The following is a 17,746-nucleotide window of genomic DNA, read 5'->3' as shown; positions in this document are numbered from 1 at the left end:
CGCCACAGTCCCTTGCGAGTGGCCGGCGGAGGTGGTCATCTCGGCCCGGGGAAGACGCTGGAGGCCGACATGAATCGATTCCTTTTCGCAGCCGGCTTGCTCGCCGGCGCCTTGAGCGCCGGGCCGGCACTCGCGCAACAATCCAAGGTCGGCGACTGGTCCATCGAGAAGCGTACGCAGGACACCCATTGCAACGCGAGCCGCGGCTACAAGGACAAGGATGACGAGAATCGCGACTACGTCATCGTGATCACCTATTCCGACAAGGCCATCGTGATCGTCATGATCTATGACGGTTGGGAATGGGACAAGATCGGCGAGGTCCTCCGGGCCGATGTCGGCACCGACGATGCCGACATCATGAAGAAGGCGAAATGGGAGGTCATGGACAAGACCACCGTGCGCGGCGTCTTCGAATATGATCAGTCGATCATGGACCGGCTGTCGAAGGCCAAACGTCTCACGCTCGATTTCGAAGACGATGACGACGACAGCATCGAGATGCAGATCCCGCGGGCCGGCGAGGCGCTGGCGGCGTTGAAGTTCTGCGAGGAGAACAGAAAATAGTCCTGAAGCCTGCAGAGAGTCCGGCGAGCCTGGCTCGCGCGCAAAGGCGCCATTTGACCGGCCCGCCGGCTTCGCACTCGGGGTGATCGCCTTTCACCGCGTCAACGAGACGGTCTTTCGCAAGACCGTGCTCGTTCCGTTGCTGGTGTCGGGTCTGTCGCTAGTCTAGTGCCCCACACCTTGAACCGGCGCCGCGCTGACGTCGCTGCCGTGATGCGTCAGCGGCTTCATGCCGGTGACGGTCCGCAACAGCACATAGAACACCGGCGTCAGGAACAGGCCGAACACGGTGACGCCGATCATGCCGGAGAACACGGCAACGCCCATGGCCCGCCGCATCTCCGAGCCTGCACCGGTCGAGAGCACCAGCGGCAGCACGCCCATGATGAAGGCCATCGACGTCATCAGGATTGGGCGCAGCCGCAGCCGGCTCGCCTCGATCGCGGCCCGGATCGGCGTGCGCCCCGCGAATTCGAGCTCGCGCGCGAATTCGACGATCAGGATCGCGTTCTTGGCGGAGAGGCCGACGAGCACGATCAAGCCGATCTGGGTGAAGACGTTGTTGTCACCCTTGGAGATCCAGACGCCGAACATCGCCGCCAAGAGGCCCATCGGCACGATCATGATGATCGAGAGCGGCAGGGTCAGGCTCTCATAGAGTGCGGCCAGCACCAGGAACACCAGCAGGATCGCCAGCGGGAATACCCAGATGCCGGAATTGCCGGCGATGAACTCCTGATAGGTGAGGTCGGTCCATTCGAAGGCAAAGCCGGGCGGCAACACCTCCGCAGCGATGCGCGTCGCCGCCTCCTGCGCCTGACCCGATGAAAAACCGGGCGCAGCCGCCGCGTTGATGTCGGAGGACAGGAAGCCGTTGTAGCGGATCGCACGCTCCGGCCCCGCGCTCTGGCGGATCGTCATCAGCGCCGACAGCGGCACCATGTCGCCCGACGACGAGCGCACCTTCAGTTGCCGGATGTCGTCGGCCCGTGCGCGGAACGGCGCGTCGGCCTGGACGCGGACGGAATAGGTGCGGCCAAACTTGTTGAAGTCGTTGACGTAGTAGGAGCCGAGGTAAATCTGGAGCGTGTTGAACACTTCCGTCACGGGCACCCCTAACTGGAGCGCCTTGGTGCGGTCGATGTCGGCGAAGAGCTGGGGCACATTGACCTGGAAGCTCGAGAACACGCCGGCGATCTCCGGCGCCTTCTGCATCGCCGCCATGAACGCGTTCGTCGCTTCGTTCAGCGCCTCATAGCCGAGGCCGGCACGGTCCTCGATCTGGAGCTTGAAGCCGCCGATCGTGCCGAGGCCGTTGACCGGCGGCGGCGGGAACATGGCGATGAAGGCTTCCTGGATCCCGGCATATTTCTTGTTCAGCTCGGCCGCGAGCGCGGGCCCGCTCAGCGAGGGATCCTTGCGTTCGTCGAACGGCTTGAGCGTCGAGAATACGATGCCGGCATTGGACGAGTTGGTGAAGCCGGAAATCGACAGGCCCGGGAACGCCACGGAGCTCTCGACACCGGGCTGGGTCAGCGCGATGTCGCTCATCTTGCGGATCACCTCCTCGCTACGGTCGAGCGTGGCACCATCGGGCAGGCGGGCGAAACCGACCAGATATTGCTTGTCCTGGCCCGGCACGAAGCCGCTCGGGACTTGCTGGAACAGGAGGGTGGTGAGGCCGACCAGCACCACGTAGAGACCCATCACCGCGGCCTTGCCCGAGATCACCTTGGTAACGCTGCTGCTGTAGTTCTCCGAGGAGCGCGTAAACGCCTTGTTGAAGCCGCGGAAGAACCAGCCGAGGCTCTTTTCCATGATGATCGTCAGCCGATCCTTCGGCTCATTGTGGCCCTTGAGCAGCAGCGCCGACAATGCCGGGGACAGCGTCAGCGAGTTGACGGCGGAGATCACGGTCGAGATCGCGATCGTCAGCGCGAACTGCTTGTAGAACTGCCCGGTGAGGCCGGAGATGAAGGCGAGCGGCACGAACACCGCGATCAGCACCATGGCGATCGCGATGATCGGGCCCGACACCTCGCGCATGGCCTGATAGGTGGCATCGCGCGGCGACAGCCCGGCCTCGATGTTGCGCTCGACGTTCTCGACCACGACGATGGCATCGTCGACGACGATGCCGATCGCGAGCACGAGGCCGAACAGGCTGAGCGCGTTGATGGAGAAGCCGAACACGTGCATCACCGCGAAGGTGCCGACGATCGACACCGGCACGGCCAGGAGCGGAATGATCGAGGCGCGCCAGGTCTGCAGGAACAGGATCACGACCAGCACCACCAGCGCGATCGCTTCCAGCAATGTGTGGATCACCGCCTCGATCGAGGAGCGCACGAACTGGGTGGGATCGTAGACGATCTGATAGGACACGCCCTCGGGCATGTTCTTCTTGATCTCGGCCATGGTGGCGCGGACGTTGTCGGAAATCTGCAGCGCGTTCGAGCCCGGCGCCTGGAAGATCGGGATCGCCACCGCCTGCTTGTTGTCGAGCAGCGAGCGCAGGCCGTATTCGGACGCGCCGAGCTCGATCCGCGCGACGTCGCGTAGGCGCACGACTTCGCCGCGCGCGCCGGTCTTGACCACGATGTCGCCGAACTGTTCTTCGTTGGCGAGCCGGCCTTCCGCATTGACCGACAATTGCAGGTCGATACCCCTGACGTTCGGGGAGGAGCCGACGACGCCGGCAGCGGCCTCGACGTTCTGCGCCTGGATCGCCCTGACGATGTCGCTCGCGGTCAGGCCGTGCTCCGCCGCCTTTTGCGGATCGACCCAGACCCGCATCGAATAGTCGCCGGCGCCGTAGAGCTGCACGTCGCCGACGCCGTCGATCCGCGCGAGGCGATCCTTGACATTGAGCACCGCGTAGTTGCGCAAATACGTCATGTCGTAGCGGCCGTTCGGCGACAACAGATGCACGACCATGGTGAGGTCGGGCGACGACTTCTTGGTGATGATGCCGAGCTGGCGCACCACCGCGGGGAGGCGCGGCTCAGCCTGCTGCACGCGGTTCTGCACCAGCTGTGTCGCCTTGTCGGGATCGGTGCCGAGGCGGAACGTCACCGTCAGCGTCATCGCGCCGTCGGTTGTGGCCTGGCTCGACATGTACAGCATGCCTTCGACGCCGTTGATCTGCTCCTCGATGGGAGTAGCCACCGTCTCCGCGATTACCTTGGGGTTGGCGCCAGGATAGGTCGCGCGGACCACGACGGACGGCGGCACGACGTCGGGATATTCCGAGATCGGCATCGCGAACAGCGAGATCAAGCCGGCAAGGAAGATCAGGACCGACAGCACGCCGGCGAAAATCGGACGGTCGATGAAGAATTTTGAGAGATTCATGGCTTTGCCCCTGGGCAATATCGTTTTCGTCTCCACACAGCTCCGCCGTCATTCCGGGGTGGGGGCGAAGCCCGCGAACCCGGAATCTCGAGGTGAAGTGATCGGAGTTCAGTAGTTTCGAGTTCCGGGCTCGCGCTACGCGCGCCCCGGAATGACGGAGGATGTTAGCGTTGCACCACGTCCTGGTTGCTGTGGTTGGAAGCCTGCTGCGGCCCGCGCGCTCCCATCTGCGCCACCTCCGTCTTGAGAAGGGCGCCGGGACGCACGCGCTGCAAGCCGTTGACCACGATGCGGTCGCCGGAGTTCAGGCCCGAGGTGACGATGCGAAGCCCGTCGACGGCGCCGCCGAGCGTGACCGGCCGATAGACGGCGCGGCTGTCGTCACCGACCGCCATCACGAATTTCTTGTCCTGGTCGGTGCCGATTGCGCGCTCGTCGATCATCACCAGCGTCTGCTGCTTCGGCTGGCCCATGCGCACGCGTGCGAACTGTCCGGGGATGAGACGCCCGTCGTCGTTGCGGAACACGGCGCGGACACGGATGGTGCCGCTCTGGCCGTTGACCTGGTTGTCGATCAGCTGGATGTGGCCTTTCGCCGAGAGGCCGCCGGAGGTCGCCATCTCCACGGGGATCTGGTCGAGCTTGCCGCGTTGGCCGGAGCCATCTGCAATGGAATTCAGCGCGTGCAGCACGACCTCCTCGTCCGCATCGAACGAGGCGTAGATCGGATTGACCGAGACCAGCGACGTCAGCACCGGGGAGGCGGTGCCGGCGGCGACGAGATTGCCGACGGTGACCTCGATCTTGCCAACGCGGCCATCAACCGGCGCGCGCACCTCGGTGTAATCGAGATTGAGCTTTGCGGTCTGCAGCGTTGCCTCGGCCGCCTTCACGTTGGCGATCGCTTCACGGTTGGCATTCTCGCGCTGGTCGAAGTCGCGCCGCGTCACCACGGCGTTGCCGACCAGCTGCGCGCCGCGCTCGAGCTCGCTCTGGGTGAAGACGACGCGCGCCTTGGCGGCTTCGAGCTGGGCGTTGGCCTTGTCGACCTCTGCCGCATAGGGCGCCGGATCAATCTTGAACAGCATGTCGCCGGCCTTCACCAGCGCGCCTTCGGTGAAATTGGTCGACAGGATCGCTCCCGCCACGCGCGGGCGCAGCTCGACGCGGTTGATGGCCTCGAGCCGGCCGGAGAAATCGTCCCACAGCACGGTCTGCCGCGGCTCGATCATCGCGACGGTGACGGACACGGCTTGTTCGGCCGCGGCGGCCGGCGCGGTTGCTTGGGCCGGGTGAAAGTAGCGGCCGGTCGCGATCGAACCGGCGACGGCGAGGGCGCCTACGACGGCAACGCCGCCGAGAAGGCGGCGAAAACGACCGGCGCGGGAGGTATTTTGGGAGGGATGCATTTGCGCGCTCCAGATATGTAGTGTTCACTACAGATGTGGAGCTGGATGCCGCAGTGCAAGATACTTATGTACCATTCACTAAGAAAATTGTAGCGGCATACCGCAAGAATTGGAAGCCGGCAGAAATATAAAGGTAGAACAAATAGATAGGAATTGACGTTAAGGCTCAGGCAGAGCGTCAATTCCGAGGAGACAGTCACATGGGCATGGGACGCCCCCGCGAATTCGACGCCGAGGCGGCGTTGGACCAGGCGATGGAAGTGTTTTGGCGCCATGGCTATGAGGGCGCCACCATCGCCCAGCTCACCGAGGCCATGGGCATCAATCCGCCCAGCCTCTATGCCTGCTTCGGCAACAAGGAGGGCCTGCTGAAGGCCGCGCTCGACCGCTACACCAAATTGCGCGGCGTCTGGATGGACGAGGTGGTCGCCGCCCCCACCGCCCGCGACGTCGCTGAGCGGATGTTGATGGGCATCGCCGACAAGCAGACCGATCCCGCCAATCCACCTGGTTGCCTGCTCGTGCAGGGCGGCATCGCCTGCGGCACCGGCTCCGAGAACGTCCCGTTTGAGCTCGCCGCCCGCCGCGCCCAGAACGAAGACCAGCTCCGCGACCGCTTTATTCGCGCGAAAGCCGAAGGCGATCTGAAGCCGACATCAGATCCCGCCGCGCTCGCGCGCTATGTCTCGGCGGTATCAGTCGGCATGGGCGTGATGGCGTCTTCGGGCTCCGATCGCGAAGCCTTGCGGCAGGTCGCGAGCGTGGCGGTGCAGGCCGTCGAGGCGCAGTCGGGCTGAATTGAAAAACGATATCAGCCTTGTGGAGCGATCACTTTGCGCCGCCGATGAGCTTCATGATGCTTTCGACGAATCGATCGTCGTCCGGCATCTCGGCGCCGCCGATCTCGATTGCGTCCTGTAGCTCGACGCGGCTGTGAAGCCAGAATTGCACCAGTGCGCCGGCGGCACAAAACACGAGGCCGGTGGGCAAATCGCTGCGCAAGAGGTCGGCCTGCTGCGCTCTCATGAATAGCGGGACCGCCTTCTCGTTCAGGCGGCGCGAGCGCGACTTGCGCTCGTCGTTCAGACCATCGAGTTGGCGCCACAGATTGATCCGGAATGCCTCCGGATGCTCGCGCCAATACCGCAGATAGGTTCCAAGCACGGTTGGAATCGACTGTGCGTCGAGCGGCTCCGGCGAAATCGCGCCGGCCACGTAGGCGAGAAACTCGTCGGACGCCTGTTCGCCGACGATATTCCAGAGCTCTTCCTTGCTCTGAAAATGGTGGTGCAGCAGCCCCTGCGACACCTGCGCGCGCTCCGCGATATCGCGCATCCGCGTGCCGTGAAATCCCGACTTCGCAAACTCCGTCCGTGCCGCGGCCAGGATCGCGTCACGGCCGGCGACAGGGGAGTTGGGGGACCGGCGTGGGCTCATCGACCTACCCTCTAACTATTCTAAATTGCTTACGAATTTTATCTTGACTGGTCAAGCAGCCAGTGTTGACTGGTCAACCAGTCAGTATTTGGAATTGGATGGGGACTGGGAAGCATGGAGTTCGGGGTGGGGAGTGGTGGTCGGCTCGGATGCGCTTCGCGAACCGCAATTGTCGTGGCTGCATTTGGTCTGTCGGTGGACTGTGTCTTGGCGCAGCAAGCTGTTGAGCTTCCGGCGGTCCACATTGCCGTGCCGGCCAAGAAGAAGAGAAGCAGTTCCCGGGTTGCGCCGCGACCGCCGGCCCCGGTCGCTGCAACGGTGACAGCCCGCAAACGGCCAGAAGTCGAAACCGAAGTGCCGGTCAGCATGACAACGATAGCCGGCCCGAAACTAGAGGATATGTCGAAGACCCGCTCCAACGCCGAACTTGCGCGGAGCGTGCCTAATTTCAATTTCGTCGATCTTGGCGGACAGGCCTCCAATCTCGCCAACATCCGCGGCGTCGGGTCGTTCTCACCGGTGTCGCCGGACGACACCTCCGTCGTCTTCTACATCGACGATACCCCGCAGTCGGTCTACGGCATCGCGCCAAATCTTCTCGACACCGAGCGCGTGGAGGTGTTGCGAGGACCGCAAGGCACGTTGTTCGGTCGCAATTCGCAAGGCGGTGCCGTCAACATCGTCTCGCGTCTGCCGACTTTCGATCGCGCGTTTTCGCTCACGGGCGAAGTCGGCACCAGGGGATACGCGCTTGGCGAGCTGATCGCGAATGCGCCTCTCATTTCCGACGTGCTCGCCGGCCGGGTTGCCATGCGTTACGCGAACTTCAACGGCGACGTTCCCAACGTCCTGCTCGGCGGTAACGATGCCGCGACGCAGATCGGGGCGTTTCGCGGCAGCTTGCTGTACAAGCCGACGGACCGCACGACCGTCACGTTCAGCGGATCCTACAACAAGGATGACGATACGATGCCGCGCTGGCTGTTGCGCGGCGCGCCGGACTTCCCCGTCAGCGCGGTCAATCCGCGCAATGAAGTGGACCGGGAGAGCCAGAACTACAATATGAAGGTCAGGCACGATTTCGGGCCGGTGATTTTCGACTCCGTATCGAATTTTCAGCGGACGAATTCGTTCCAGCTCACCGACCTGACCGACTCGCTGGTCTTCGCCAAGCTCACCGGCTTGCCCGCTGCCTTCTTCTCCACGCCCGGTGCGGACCTGGCCAAGGTCAGGATTGGCGAGAGCACCTGGCTCCAGGAGCTGCGGCTGTCGGCCCCGCAGGGCAGTGCCGTCAGCTGGACGACAGGTCTGAACCTCTATCGAACCGAGGTCGATCTGAACAGCGAAACCCGGTCGGTCACGCCCGCTTATGCGAGCGCGACCGGGATAAGGGACAATAGCTTTGTCACCAACAGCTATGCCGGGTTCGGCGAAGTGACCGTGCCGCTGGTGGGCGCGTTGAAGGGCACCGTCGGGCTTCGCGCGACGCACGAAGACAAGGCGGCGGCTTACCGCTATCTCGGCGTCGGCACGCCCGGCACGGTCCCGAGCTACGCCCAAGACCTCAGGCTGAGCGATGATTTTCTCACGGGACGAACCGGTCTGAGTTATGACTGGGCGCCGGAGATCATGACCTACGCGACCGTTGCTCGTGGCTACGTCACCGGTGGCTTTCCGGCGAACTCGGTCAACAATCCCCTGGGGAAGCCGGAAGTCCCGTTCCCGGCCTCGACGAGCTGGACATACGAGACCGGCTTCAAATCCGAGCTCCTCGATCACCGCTTGAAATTCACCGGGGCTGCCTTCTTCAACGACGTGAAGAACGGACACCTGGTGGTTTTCGATGTGCCTTCGGCGTCGTTCACGATCGCCGCGCTCGACTACCAATCCTGGGGCGGAGAGCTCGAAGCCACCTTGCGGGTTGCTCCCAACCTCGATCTGTCCGGCGGCATCGGGCTGACCCATGCCGAGCTCGTCAACGTTCCCGCAGGGAGCACCACCGGTGCAAAGAACGGCGGGCGCGTCCCGAACGTTGCGCCGGTCACGGCCAATGTCGGCTTTCAATACCAGGTGTCGGCCGCGGCGATCCGCTTGAACGGAGATTTCTACGTCCGCGGAAACTATCAATTCGTCGGAGCGCGCGCCGCCGATGTGGCCAACAGTTTCGACCTTGCGTCCTACGGCGTCGTCAACGGGCGGATGGGTTGGAAGGTGAGCAACTTCGAAGCCTATCTCTTCGCCAACAATCTGCTCGATGAGCGCTATGAGACGTTCGGCCAGAGTTTTGGGCCAACGGTACAGTCGGTCCGCGTCGGGCAGGGGCGGATTGTCGGCTTGGGCGCGACGTCGCGGTTCTAGTTCTGCTGCTTGCTTCCGGAGGATTAAGATGAAGCTTGAAGAATTCACGCTGCATGACGTGTCGCGCTTTCCGCTGGTCGTCTTGTTCGGGCGCGAGCTGCCGCGCGGTTACGGCCCGACCTGGGTGAGGGAGTTCGACGCCTTGTTGAGCCAGGGATCAGCTTTCGCCCTGCTGTTTCCAAACTCGGCCGAACAGGAGGATCACGAGGACCAGAAACTGCGGGCCCTGTTTCTGAAGGCGAACAAGGCGCGATTGGCCGAGAGATGCGTTGGAATATTCAGCGTGGAGCCGGACATGGAGACTCGGCTCGCCAAGCGTGCGCAGGGCAAGGGGCTCGCTGCAGCGTTGGGAATACGTTTTCGTATCGCAGCGACCCTCGAGGAGGCGGAACGTCTTGCTTCTCTCGCGCTCGCCGGCCTCGCCGTGCCCGATGATGTCGAAGGCAATTGACGCGGCGCCGTCATATCTGCGCATTGGGAAGCGACGCCTGCGCATCCCAAGGCGGCGCGGAATTCGTATTGCTCTTGGTGTCGTTCTTCTTGTGCGCGGAATACTTCCGCCGGCGGGTTTCGTGTTGTTGCCGGCGGCCCTCTCGCTGCTTTCGATCGACGTTCCCCGTATTCGCCGCTGGCGCCGGATCATGATCGTCCGGATTGGGCGAAAGACAGCGCCGGCGGCGGCACGAACCCGCCGAACTCGCGCTCGATCAGCCCTGCTAGCGCAATCGTCGTGCGATCTTCGAGATAGGGACCGATGATCTGCACGCCGACCGGAAGGCCAGAAGCCGTGCGCTCGATCGGAACGGCGGTCGCCGGCAGACCGCAGGTCGAAGCGGGATCGGCCCAGATGAAGCACGCATCGGCGTAGGGGTAGAGCTTTCCATCGATGTCCAGTTGCCGTGCGTCGAACGGCTCGGACTGGTCCTGTGGAAAGGCCGGCACGGCGGCGGCGGGGTAGATCACCGCATCGAACTCGCGGAACAGTTCGTACCATTTCTGTTGCAGCTGCAGACGCGCCGCGTCAGCCGCGAGCCATTCGCGATGAAGCATGCCCCAGCCGCGTGCGCGTTCGGCCTGCAAGCTGCGGTCATCGGGTGGGAGTGCGGCGGCAAGGCCCTGCGCGTCTGCAAGGGCGGCCGGGGTCAGGCGCGGACTTCGCGCGCCGTTCAACAGCCTCATGTAGAGCCGGGCGGATTCGGCGAGATCAGGCAGCGATGCGCTCGAACGCGCGACCCGCGCCCCCGCTTTGCCCAGCCGGTCCGCCAATCGCCTGATGGCTGAGCGCACGGCGTCTCCAGTCGGCATCAGCGGATGCGTGTCGATCACGAGAATCCTGAAATTTCTGAGCTGGTCGTGGCGCGGGGCGGGCAGGGCAAGGCGGTAGCCGACACCGTCGCGCGTCTCGTCGGGGCCGGCAATCACATCGAGCGACAGAGCGAGGTCCGGGGCGGTTCGCGTCATCGGTCCAACGACAGCCAGATCGCCCTGGCCTGGGACGGGCGGTGCAGGCGGCAGGCTGTAGCCGCGCAGCGGGACCAGGCCGAGGCTCGGCTTGTGTCCGAATACGCCGCAGAAGTGTGCGGGCACCCGGATCGAGCCGCCGATATCCGAGCCGATCGAGAGCGGACCGAAACCCGCGGCCAGCGCCGCTCCTGATCCGCCGGAGGAGCCGCCGGGCGACCGGCCGAGGTCCCACGGGTTGTTCGTCGCTCCGTAGATTTCGTTGTAACTCTGGAAATCCCGCAGACCGATCGGGATGTTGGTCTTGCCGATGATGACGGCGCCGGCAGCCTTCAACCGCGCGACGACAAGGGCATCTTCCGCCGGCCGAAAATCCTTGAACTGCGGAAAGCCCCACGTGGTCGGCAGGCCGGCGACGTTGAACGGCTCCTTCAAGGTGACGGGGATGCCGAGCAGCGGCAGTCGATCGCCGCGGCCAAGCGCGGCATCGGCGGCGCGTGCGGCGTCCCTTGCGCGATCGAAATCGCGAACGATGATGGCGTTGATCGGTACGTCCAGAGCCTCGATGCGCGCAATCGTATGCGCGAGCAACTCCGACGCAGATATTTTGCGCGCGTGCAGGGCGTCCAGCAGCGCGCCGATCGAGCCGTAGTTCAGGTCAGCGGCGTCTACGGTCATCACGAGCTCCCTTGCATCTCATCGTCCCGGCGAACCGATCGAGGCGCCGAACATGCAATGGCGGGAGCGGGATGAGGAGGCGGCGCAACGGGAACCAGATCTGCCCGCCGGTCGGGGCGGGGCTGGCGCATGAGGAACGTGGCGACGAGCTTTCGCGCGGCCCATCCTTCGAGACGCCCGCCTATGGCGGGCCCTCAGGATGAAGTCGCGTTGTGCGGAGAGACGTCAGACCCTCATGGTGAGGAGCCCGCCGAAGCGGGCGTCTCGAACCATGCAGGCCGAGCTCATTCGGCTCAGGAGGCTTCCTTCAGCACCGGCGAAGCCGATTCCTCCGCCTTGAGCTCTTCGAGACTGCGATGCCGCGGCTCGATGCCGAGGGCCCATACTGTGATGATCTGGACCACGAGCAGGCCGATCATCAGCGCCATCACGCCTGCCACGCCGCGCGACTCGAACAGCGACACGACGAGGAACGGCGTGACGATCGTGGCGCCGCGCCCCAGCGTGTTGACGATGCCGGAAGCGCGCAAGCGCACTTCGGTCGGAAACAGTTCTGGGATGTAGATGCCGAACAGAAGGGCGACCAGGACATAAATCGGCACCGTCAGCGCAAAGCCCACAGCCGGCAGCAGGATCGGATCCGAGATCATGGGGTAGAGGATGCCCAAAGCCACCGTGATCAGGGAGGCGCCGATGATGGTCGGCTTGCGGCCCCAGCGGTCAGCGGTCAACGCGCCGATGGCCGAACCGATCGGCGCGCCGAGCGCCATCAGCAGCGAATAGCCGAACGAGGTCGCGATCGAGAGGCCCTGTTTGACGAAGAACACGGGCAGCCAGGTCACGAAGCCGTAGAGCAGGGTGTTGATCGTGATCAGGCAGATTGAGCCGACGATCATCCGCGACAGCAGAGGCGCGGTGAACAGCGTGCTAAGATCGGCCGCGACCGGGGCCGGTGTCGTGGCCGCGGGAGCAGGCAGGGGTTGGCCCTGCGCCGCCTCCTTCTCGATGGCCTGCATCAGCGCTTCCGCTTCGGTGGTGCGTCCCACCGCTTCGAGCCAGCGCGGGGATTCCGGCAACGACTTGCGCATGTACCACACCACGAGCGCGCCGACGCCGCCGAGCACGAACATCGAGCGCCAGCCGAATTGCGGCACCAGCACGGATGCGACCAACAGCGCCACGGGCAGGCCGGTGACGACGCATACGGTCGTGAAGCCGAGCCATTTGCCGCGGGTGCGCGCTGGCACGAACTCCGTCATCGTCGAATAGCCTACGACGTTCTCCGCACCGAGCCCGACGCCCATCACGAAGCGGCAGGCGATCAGGAAGGCCATGTTCGGCGAGAACGCCGCGGCTAGGGAAGCAACGCCGAAAAGGAGCAAATTGAATTGATAGGTGAAGCGGCGTCCGTAACGGTCGCCGAGGAAACCGGTGCCGAACGATCCGAGCATCATGCCGACGAAGGTCGCGGAGATGAAAACTGCGTTCTGGGCGAGCGTCGAAAAGCCGGTCTTCAGCGTGACGCTGAGCACGGTCCCAGCGATATAGATGTCGAAACCATCGAAAAACATGCCGATGCCGATCAGCAGCATGATGCGGCGATGGAATGGCCCGATCGGCAGCCGATCAAGACGGCTGCCTGCGTTCACCGATGTCGACATTGACGCTCTCCCTTGACTGTTATTCTGGTTGGTGCGGCCCGCCTTCTGTGAGCGACCTGCCGCTTGCAGCTTTTCGTTGGAGCATGATGGAATCAGGCTCGGTCGGCTGTCGGGGTTCACCTCTTTTTGCGAGAGAGGTGAACCCTCGACTTTCATCGATTCATCGCAATTTCATCGCGCTTTAGTTCAGTCGCTTCTGGCCGGCCGTGTCGCGATACCAGTCGAACGGCTGCTCGTGCGTCGCGACCATCACGCTCTTGGTGTTGAAGTGATCGTCGAAGCTTTCGGTGCCGCATTCGCGACCGATGCCGGAATCGTCGACGCCACCCCAGGGCGAGGCCGGGTCGAGCCGGTGATGATCGTTGATCCAGACGATGCCGGCCTTGACCGAGGCGGCGACACGGTGGGCGCGGGCGACGTCGCGGGTGCGGATGGCTGCGGCCAGGCCGAACGGCGAGTCGTTGGCGAGCCGCAGCGCATCGGCCTCGTCCTTGAACGGCGTCACCGAGGTGAAGGGACCGAACACTTCCTCCTGGAAGATGCGCATGTCGGATGTGACGTCGGCGAAGACCGTCGGCTCAACGAAATAGCCGTTATCATGGCCCGACACCTTGGCGGCAGCGCCGCCGGTGACGAGGCGCGCGCCGTCTTCGTGACCGTAACGCGCATAGGTGAGAACGCGGTCGCGCTGCCGGCCGGAGATCACGGGTCCTAGTTGGGTGTTCGGATCGAAGGGATCGCCGATGCGGATCGTGCGGGTCTTCGCCTTCAGTTTCTCGACGAATTCGTCGTAGATCGAGGCCTGAACGATATGGCGCGAGGCGCAGACGCAGGTCTGTCCGGCGCCGATGAAGGCGCCGAAGGCGGCGTAATTGACGGCGCGGTCGACGTCGAAATCGTCGAACACCATCACCGGCGTCTTGCCGCCGAGCTCCATGGTCTGATGCGCAAACACCTTTGCGGCTGCGCTGCCGGCGATGCGACCTGCCTCGGTGCCGCCGGTCAGGACAAGCTTGTTGATGTCGCCGTGCTCGGCCAGCATCTTGCCGGCGCTCGGCCCGAGGCCCAGCACGATGTTGAAGACGCCGGGCGGCAGGCCCGCTTCGGTGAAGATCTGTGCCAGCTTCAGGGTCGTGAGCGGCGTGTATTCGGACGGCTTGACCACGGTGACGCACCCGGTCGCCAGCACCACGGCGAGTGACTTGCACAGGATCATCAGCGGGTGATTGAACGGCGTGCAATTGGCGACGATGCCGATCGGGGTACGAAGCGTGTAGTTGAGATATGCGCCTTCGACGGGGATCACGGAATCGCGGCGCGACAACGCGAGGCCGGCGAAGTAGCGGAAAAAATCGGGCAGGCGGGAGAGCTGCGCGCGGGTCTCGTTGACCGGGCGGCCGTTGTTGAGGGTCTCCAGCCGGTACAGGCTGTCGAGATTGGCCTCGAATGCGTCGGCGAGCTTGTTCACCAGCCGGGCTCGCGCGCGCGTGTCCATGCCGCCCCAGGCCTTGCCTTCGAACGCGGCCCGCGCGCTTTTCATCGCGCGGTCGATGTCTTCAGCGGTGGAGTTGGGGATGCGGGCGATCACGTCGCCGGTGGCGGGGTTGCGGACGTCCAGCATCGCGCCGGCTCCGGCTTCGACTTCACGCCCATCGACAAAATTGCCGTGGATTTCAACGTCGATCGACGCGGGCTTTGACGGGATGTTCATGACGACCTCTCTTCCACGATGACGGCGTTACGCTTGAGCGCCGGCAGAACGCGTTTTTCGGTGGCCCCGATATGGGCCTTGATGATGCGCGCGGCGGTTCGCGCCTCGCGCTGCTGCATGGCGTCGATCAGGGCAACGTGCTCGGCAACGAGCTTCGCCGGGTCGTGGCCCTTCAGATTGGAGATGCTGACGCGGACCAGCCGGTCGGCTTGGCCGATCAGGTCGCACAGCGCGGTTGCCATGCGACGATTACCGGACGCATGGGCCAGCGCGGTGTGGAAGCCGCGATTGTAGGCGATGAAGTCCTCGTGGTTGCCGGAGAAGCGGCGGAATTCGTCGAGCGACTTCAAGACACTGTCGGGTGCGCTCTCGATCGCCTCCGCGACGCAGGCCGGCTCCAGCGCGAGACGGAAGCGCAGGAGGTCGCGGGCGTCCGAGAGCGAGATCGGCGTGACCCGGTAGCCCTGGCGCGGCTGCACCGTGACGAGGTGCTCGCGCTGGAGCCGCAAAAGGGCGTCCCGAACCGGCTGCCGGCTCACCGAATAGCGCTCGGCCAGATCCTGCTCCCGCATTTCATCGCCTGGCGCGAAGTGACAAGCTAAAATATCAGACCTGAGACGAGCGTAGATATTCTCGCGCAAAAGCATCATATTGCATGTCTCCCTGGTATTAATATCTCAGTCGTAATATTTCACGTCAAGAGCCAAATGCTTGAATTCCCTGACAGTTGATTTATCAGTCAGGGCCTTTAAGGCGCACGCGAACGACCGCCGAAGTGAGGGAAAGACCGGACATGGACAGGCTTCTTGCCAACGGGACCGTCAACGCCGCGCAATCGGGCGAGGGGCCGCCGCTCTTTCTCTTTCATTCGCTGCTGTCGGATCGGGCGAGCTTCGATGCGATCGTGCCGGAGCTTGCGGGATCGTTTCGGACCATCGTGCCGGAGCTGCCGGGGTTCGGCCGCTCAGGCGCAGTGGAAGGCGGGCTTGCCGCCGTCGCGGACCGGATGGCAGAGGCTGTGCATGATGCCGCCGGCGGCGCGCCGTCGATCGTGCTCGGCAATGGCTATGGCGGCTTCGTCGCCTTGCAGATGGTGATCCGTCATCCGGGAGTTGCCAGCCGGCTCATTCTTGCCGATTGCGGCGCAGCTTTTTCCGAGCCCGGCCGCGAGGCGTTCCGCAACATGGCGAAGATCTCGCGCGAGAAGGGACTGGAGGCCATCACCGATGTTGCGATGCGCCGCCTGTTCGCGCCCGAATTTCAGGCGCAGCACCCGGAGCTGATGCGGGGACGCCGTGAAGCTTTTCTGAGAACGGACCCGGATGTGTTTCGCGCCGCGTGCGATGCATTGGCTGGACTTGATCTTCGTGCCGAGCTTGCCGGCTTGGATGTGCCGGTGCTCGTCATGGTCGGCGAACACGACGAGGCGACGCCACCGCCGATGTCACACGAGCTCGCTGCAGGTCTGCCGCGCGCCGAACTCAAGATCATTTCGGGATGCGCGCACGTGCCACAGCTGCAATCACCGGAGCAGTTTCTCGGCGCTATCGAGGGCTTCTTGCGTTGAGCCCACTCGGGCGGCCGGCTTGCGATCGAATTGCCATGCCTTCCGGGCGGTTAATGCCTGCCCGGAGGGCGCGCCCATGCGGCGCGGAATTCTTCAATGATTTGTACTGTGCATGGGGTTGTTTTCGCATTTTTTGTTTGAGCGCCCGCGGAGCCTGAGCATCAGCCGCCGGACTCCGTACCCAAACGGGACCTCCTAAGAGTTTTTACACACAGTTCTGGCACGTTCCGCGCGTCAAGACCTGCAACCTGCATCGTGTCTCATTGCGTGCACGAAAAGACGGGGCCGGCGGGCGTCGAGGGGGCGTGAGCCATGACTGCAATTGCGTCGGACGCCGATCGCGCGAAGCGGTGGATCGTGCCGATCCTGCTGTGCGTCGTGCCGTTCAGCCAGATTCCGCTCGACGCCTATACGCCCGGCCTGCCGCAGATGGTGGTGGATCTCGCCACTGACGCGGCCTCGATGCAGAACACCGTCACCGCCTACATGCTCGGCATGTCTCTCGCGCTGGTGCCGGTCGGCATCGCCTCCGACACACTCGGCCGCCGCAACGTCCTGCTCGCGGGCCTGTCGGTTCTCATCGCGATGAGCATTGCCTGTGCGCTGGCCACCAGCGCGACGCTGCTGCTCGCGTTGCGTTTCCTGCAAGGCGTCGGCGGCTGCACCTGTCTCGTCGTCGCCTATGCCGTCGGAGCCGACTGTTATCGTGGACGCGAGCTCACCGCGATTTCCGGCCTGCTTGGCGCGGCCTGGGGTCTCGCGCCCGTGTTGGCACCGGCCGCGGGCGGCTTCATCGTCGAGCTGACGTCCTGGCGCGGCGTGTTCGTCGTCATTGCGATTGCCGCGGCAATCGTCGCTGCGATCGTCGTGCTGTTCCTGCCCGAAACGTTGCCGGCCGAGCGGCGCGCGCCTTTCGATCCGCGCCGCGCCGCCGGCATTCTGCGCGAGGCGATTGTCCGCCCCGGCTTCCTCGCCTTTGTGCTGGTCTTTGCTGCCGCCGCAAGCGCGCAGCTGGCGTTCGGCGTCGTCGCGCCGTTCTTCTACCAGACCGGCCTTGGTTACTCCGCGGCGATCTACGGCCTCGTTGCGCTCGGCCTTGGCGGGGTGAATCTCGCCGGCGAGCTCGGCTGCGCGCATTTCGCGCGCTTCATGCCGGCCCGCACGATGGGCTTCGGCGCCTTTGCGCTGTTTGTCATGGGCTCCGCCGTCCTGACCGTAACAGGCATGACCCTCGGTCTCGATTTTGCATCGATCACGATCGGCGGCGCGCTGGTGCTCGGCGGCTGCGGCGTGCTGTGCCCGATGATGTACGGCATGGCGCTCGGCCTGTTCGAGCGCGACCACGGCCTGATCGGCGGCCTCATCAGCGCGCTCTGCTATCTCGCGGTCAGCGGCGCCATGGCGATCGCGGCGGTGCTGCCCGAAGCGACGCAGGCCCCGCTCGGATGGCTCTATCTCGGTCTCTGCGCCGTCGCCGGCACGCTGCTTGCGATCTCGCTGCCTTCGGCGCGCCACGCCACACAGACTTAAGGAAGGAACCTCG

13 protein-coding genes are annotated in these 17,746 nt (G+C 64.3%); 6 read left to right on the top strand and 7 right to left on the bottom strand.

What is annotated here, in order from left to right; translation table 11 throughout:
- The first annotated feature begins 69 nt into the window (after positions 1–69).
- The gene (locus NLM27_RS16585; RefSeq protein ID WP_254144322.1) at positions 70–567 is read left to right on the top strand and encodes a hypothetical protein; all 498 of its coding nucleotides are present in this window, start codon (positions 70–72) and stop codon (positions 565–567) included.
- Positions 568–732: 165 nt separating this feature from the next.
- On the opposite strand, the gene NLM27_RS16580 is transcribed toward NLM27_RS16585, so the two are convergent.
- Together NLM27_RS16580 and NLM27_RS16575 are read right to left on the bottom strand one after the other, a co-directional pair.
- Positions 733–3,921, bottom strand: a complete 3,189-nt coding sequence (locus tag NLM27_RS16580) for an efflux RND transporter permease subunit (RefSeq protein WP_254144321.1) — start codon at positions 3,919–3,921, stop codon at positions 733–735.
- A gap of 164 nt (positions 3,922–4,085) precedes the next feature.
- Positions 4,086–5,330, bottom strand: a complete 1,245-nt coding sequence (locus NLM27_RS16575) for an efflux RND transporter periplasmic adaptor subunit (RefSeq protein ID WP_254144320.1) — start codon at positions 5,328–5,330, stop codon at positions 4,086–4,088.
- 200 nt (positions 5,331–5,530) lie between these two features.
- Here NLM27_RS16575 and NLM27_RS16570 point away from each other — a divergent pair, with 200 nt between their 5' ends.
- Entirely contained in the window at positions 5,531–6,127 is a 597-nt protein-coding gene (locus tag NLM27_RS16570) for a TetR/AcrR family transcriptional regulator (protein WP_254144319.1), read from the top strand.
- 31 nt (positions 6,128–6,158) lie between these two features.
- Here NLM27_RS16570 and NLM27_RS16565 read toward each other — a convergent pair whose 3' ends face one another.
- Positions 6,159–6,767: a TetR/AcrR family transcriptional regulator gene (locus NLM27_RS16565; protein WP_254144318.1), complete on the bottom strand. Its 609-nt coding sequence runs from the start codon at positions 6,765–6,767 to the stop codon at positions 6,159–6,161.
- A gap of 114 nt (positions 6,768–6,881) precedes the next feature.
- Here NLM27_RS16565 and NLM27_RS16560 point away from each other — a divergent pair, with 114 nt between their 5' ends.
- On the top strand, positions 6,882–9,125 hold the full coding sequence (locus NLM27_RS16560) for a TonB-dependent receptor (protein ID WP_256569982.1): 2,244 nt from the start codon (positions 6,882–6,884) through the stop codon (positions 9,123–9,125).
- A gap of 28 nt (positions 9,126–9,153) precedes the next feature.
- Positions 9,154–9,576 carry a hypothetical protein gene (locus NLM27_RS16555; protein ID WP_254144316.1) on the top strand — a complete coding sequence of 141 codons (423 nt, stop codon included), beginning with the start codon at positions 9,154–9,156 and terminating at the stop codon, positions 9,574–9,576.
- Between the two features lie 188 nt (positions 9,577–9,764).
- Here NLM27_RS16555 and NLM27_RS16550 read toward each other — a convergent pair whose 3' ends face one another.
- The 4 genes from NLM27_RS16550 to NLM27_RS16535 form a co-directional block, all read right to left on the bottom strand.
- Positions 9,765–11,264, bottom strand: coding sequence for an amidase (locus tag NLM27_RS16550; protein WP_254144315.1), 1,500 nt, complete (start codon positions 11,262–11,264; stop codon positions 9,765–9,767).
- A 293-nt stretch (positions 11,265–11,557) separates the two neighbouring features.
- The gene (locus tag NLM27_RS16545; protein WP_254144314.1) at positions 11,558–12,925 is read right to left on the bottom strand and encodes an MFS transporter; all 1,368 of its coding nucleotides are present in this window, start codon (positions 12,923–12,925) and stop codon (positions 11,558–11,560) included.
- Positions 12,926–13,106: 181 nt separating this feature from the next.
- Positions 13,107–14,636, bottom strand: a complete 1,530-nt coding sequence (locus tag NLM27_RS16540; protein ID WP_254144313.1) for an aldehyde dehydrogenase — start codon at positions 14,634–14,636, stop codon at positions 13,107–13,109.
- Positions 14,633–15,283, bottom strand: coding sequence for a GntR family transcriptional regulator (locus tag NLM27_RS16535; RefSeq protein WP_254148844.1), 651 nt, complete (start codon positions 15,281–15,283; stop codon positions 14,633–14,635). The genes NLM27_RS16540 and NLM27_RS16535 overlap by 4 nt, the downstream gene beginning before the upstream one ends.
- 146 nt (positions 15,284–15,429) lie before the next feature.
- Between NLM27_RS16535 and NLM27_RS16530 the strand changes: the two genes are divergently transcribed.
- Both NLM27_RS16530 and NLM27_RS16525 read left to right on the top strand, forming a co-directional pair.
- Positions 15,430–16,203 (top strand): alpha/beta fold hydrolase, encoded by a 774-nt coding sequence (locus NLM27_RS16530; RefSeq protein WP_254144312.1) that lies wholly within the window; start codon positions 15,430–15,432, stop codon positions 16,201–16,203.
- 312 nt (positions 16,204–16,515) lie between these two features.
- Complete coding sequence (locus tag NLM27_RS16525; protein ID WP_254144311.1) at positions 16,516–17,733, top strand: multidrug effflux MFS transporter; 1,218 nt, start codon at positions 16,516–16,518, stop codon at positions 17,731–17,733.
- Positions 17,734–17,746: the final 13 nt, after the last annotated feature.

It is taken from the genome of Bradyrhizobium sp. CCGB12 (assembly GCF_024199845.1).
Classification (GTDB): Bacteria; Pseudomonadota; Alphaproteobacteria; order Rhizobiales; family Xanthobacteraceae; genus Bradyrhizobium.
The sequence above is the reverse complement of the archived record's forward strand: the minus strand, read 5'-3'. Positions and strand labels throughout refer to the sequence as shown.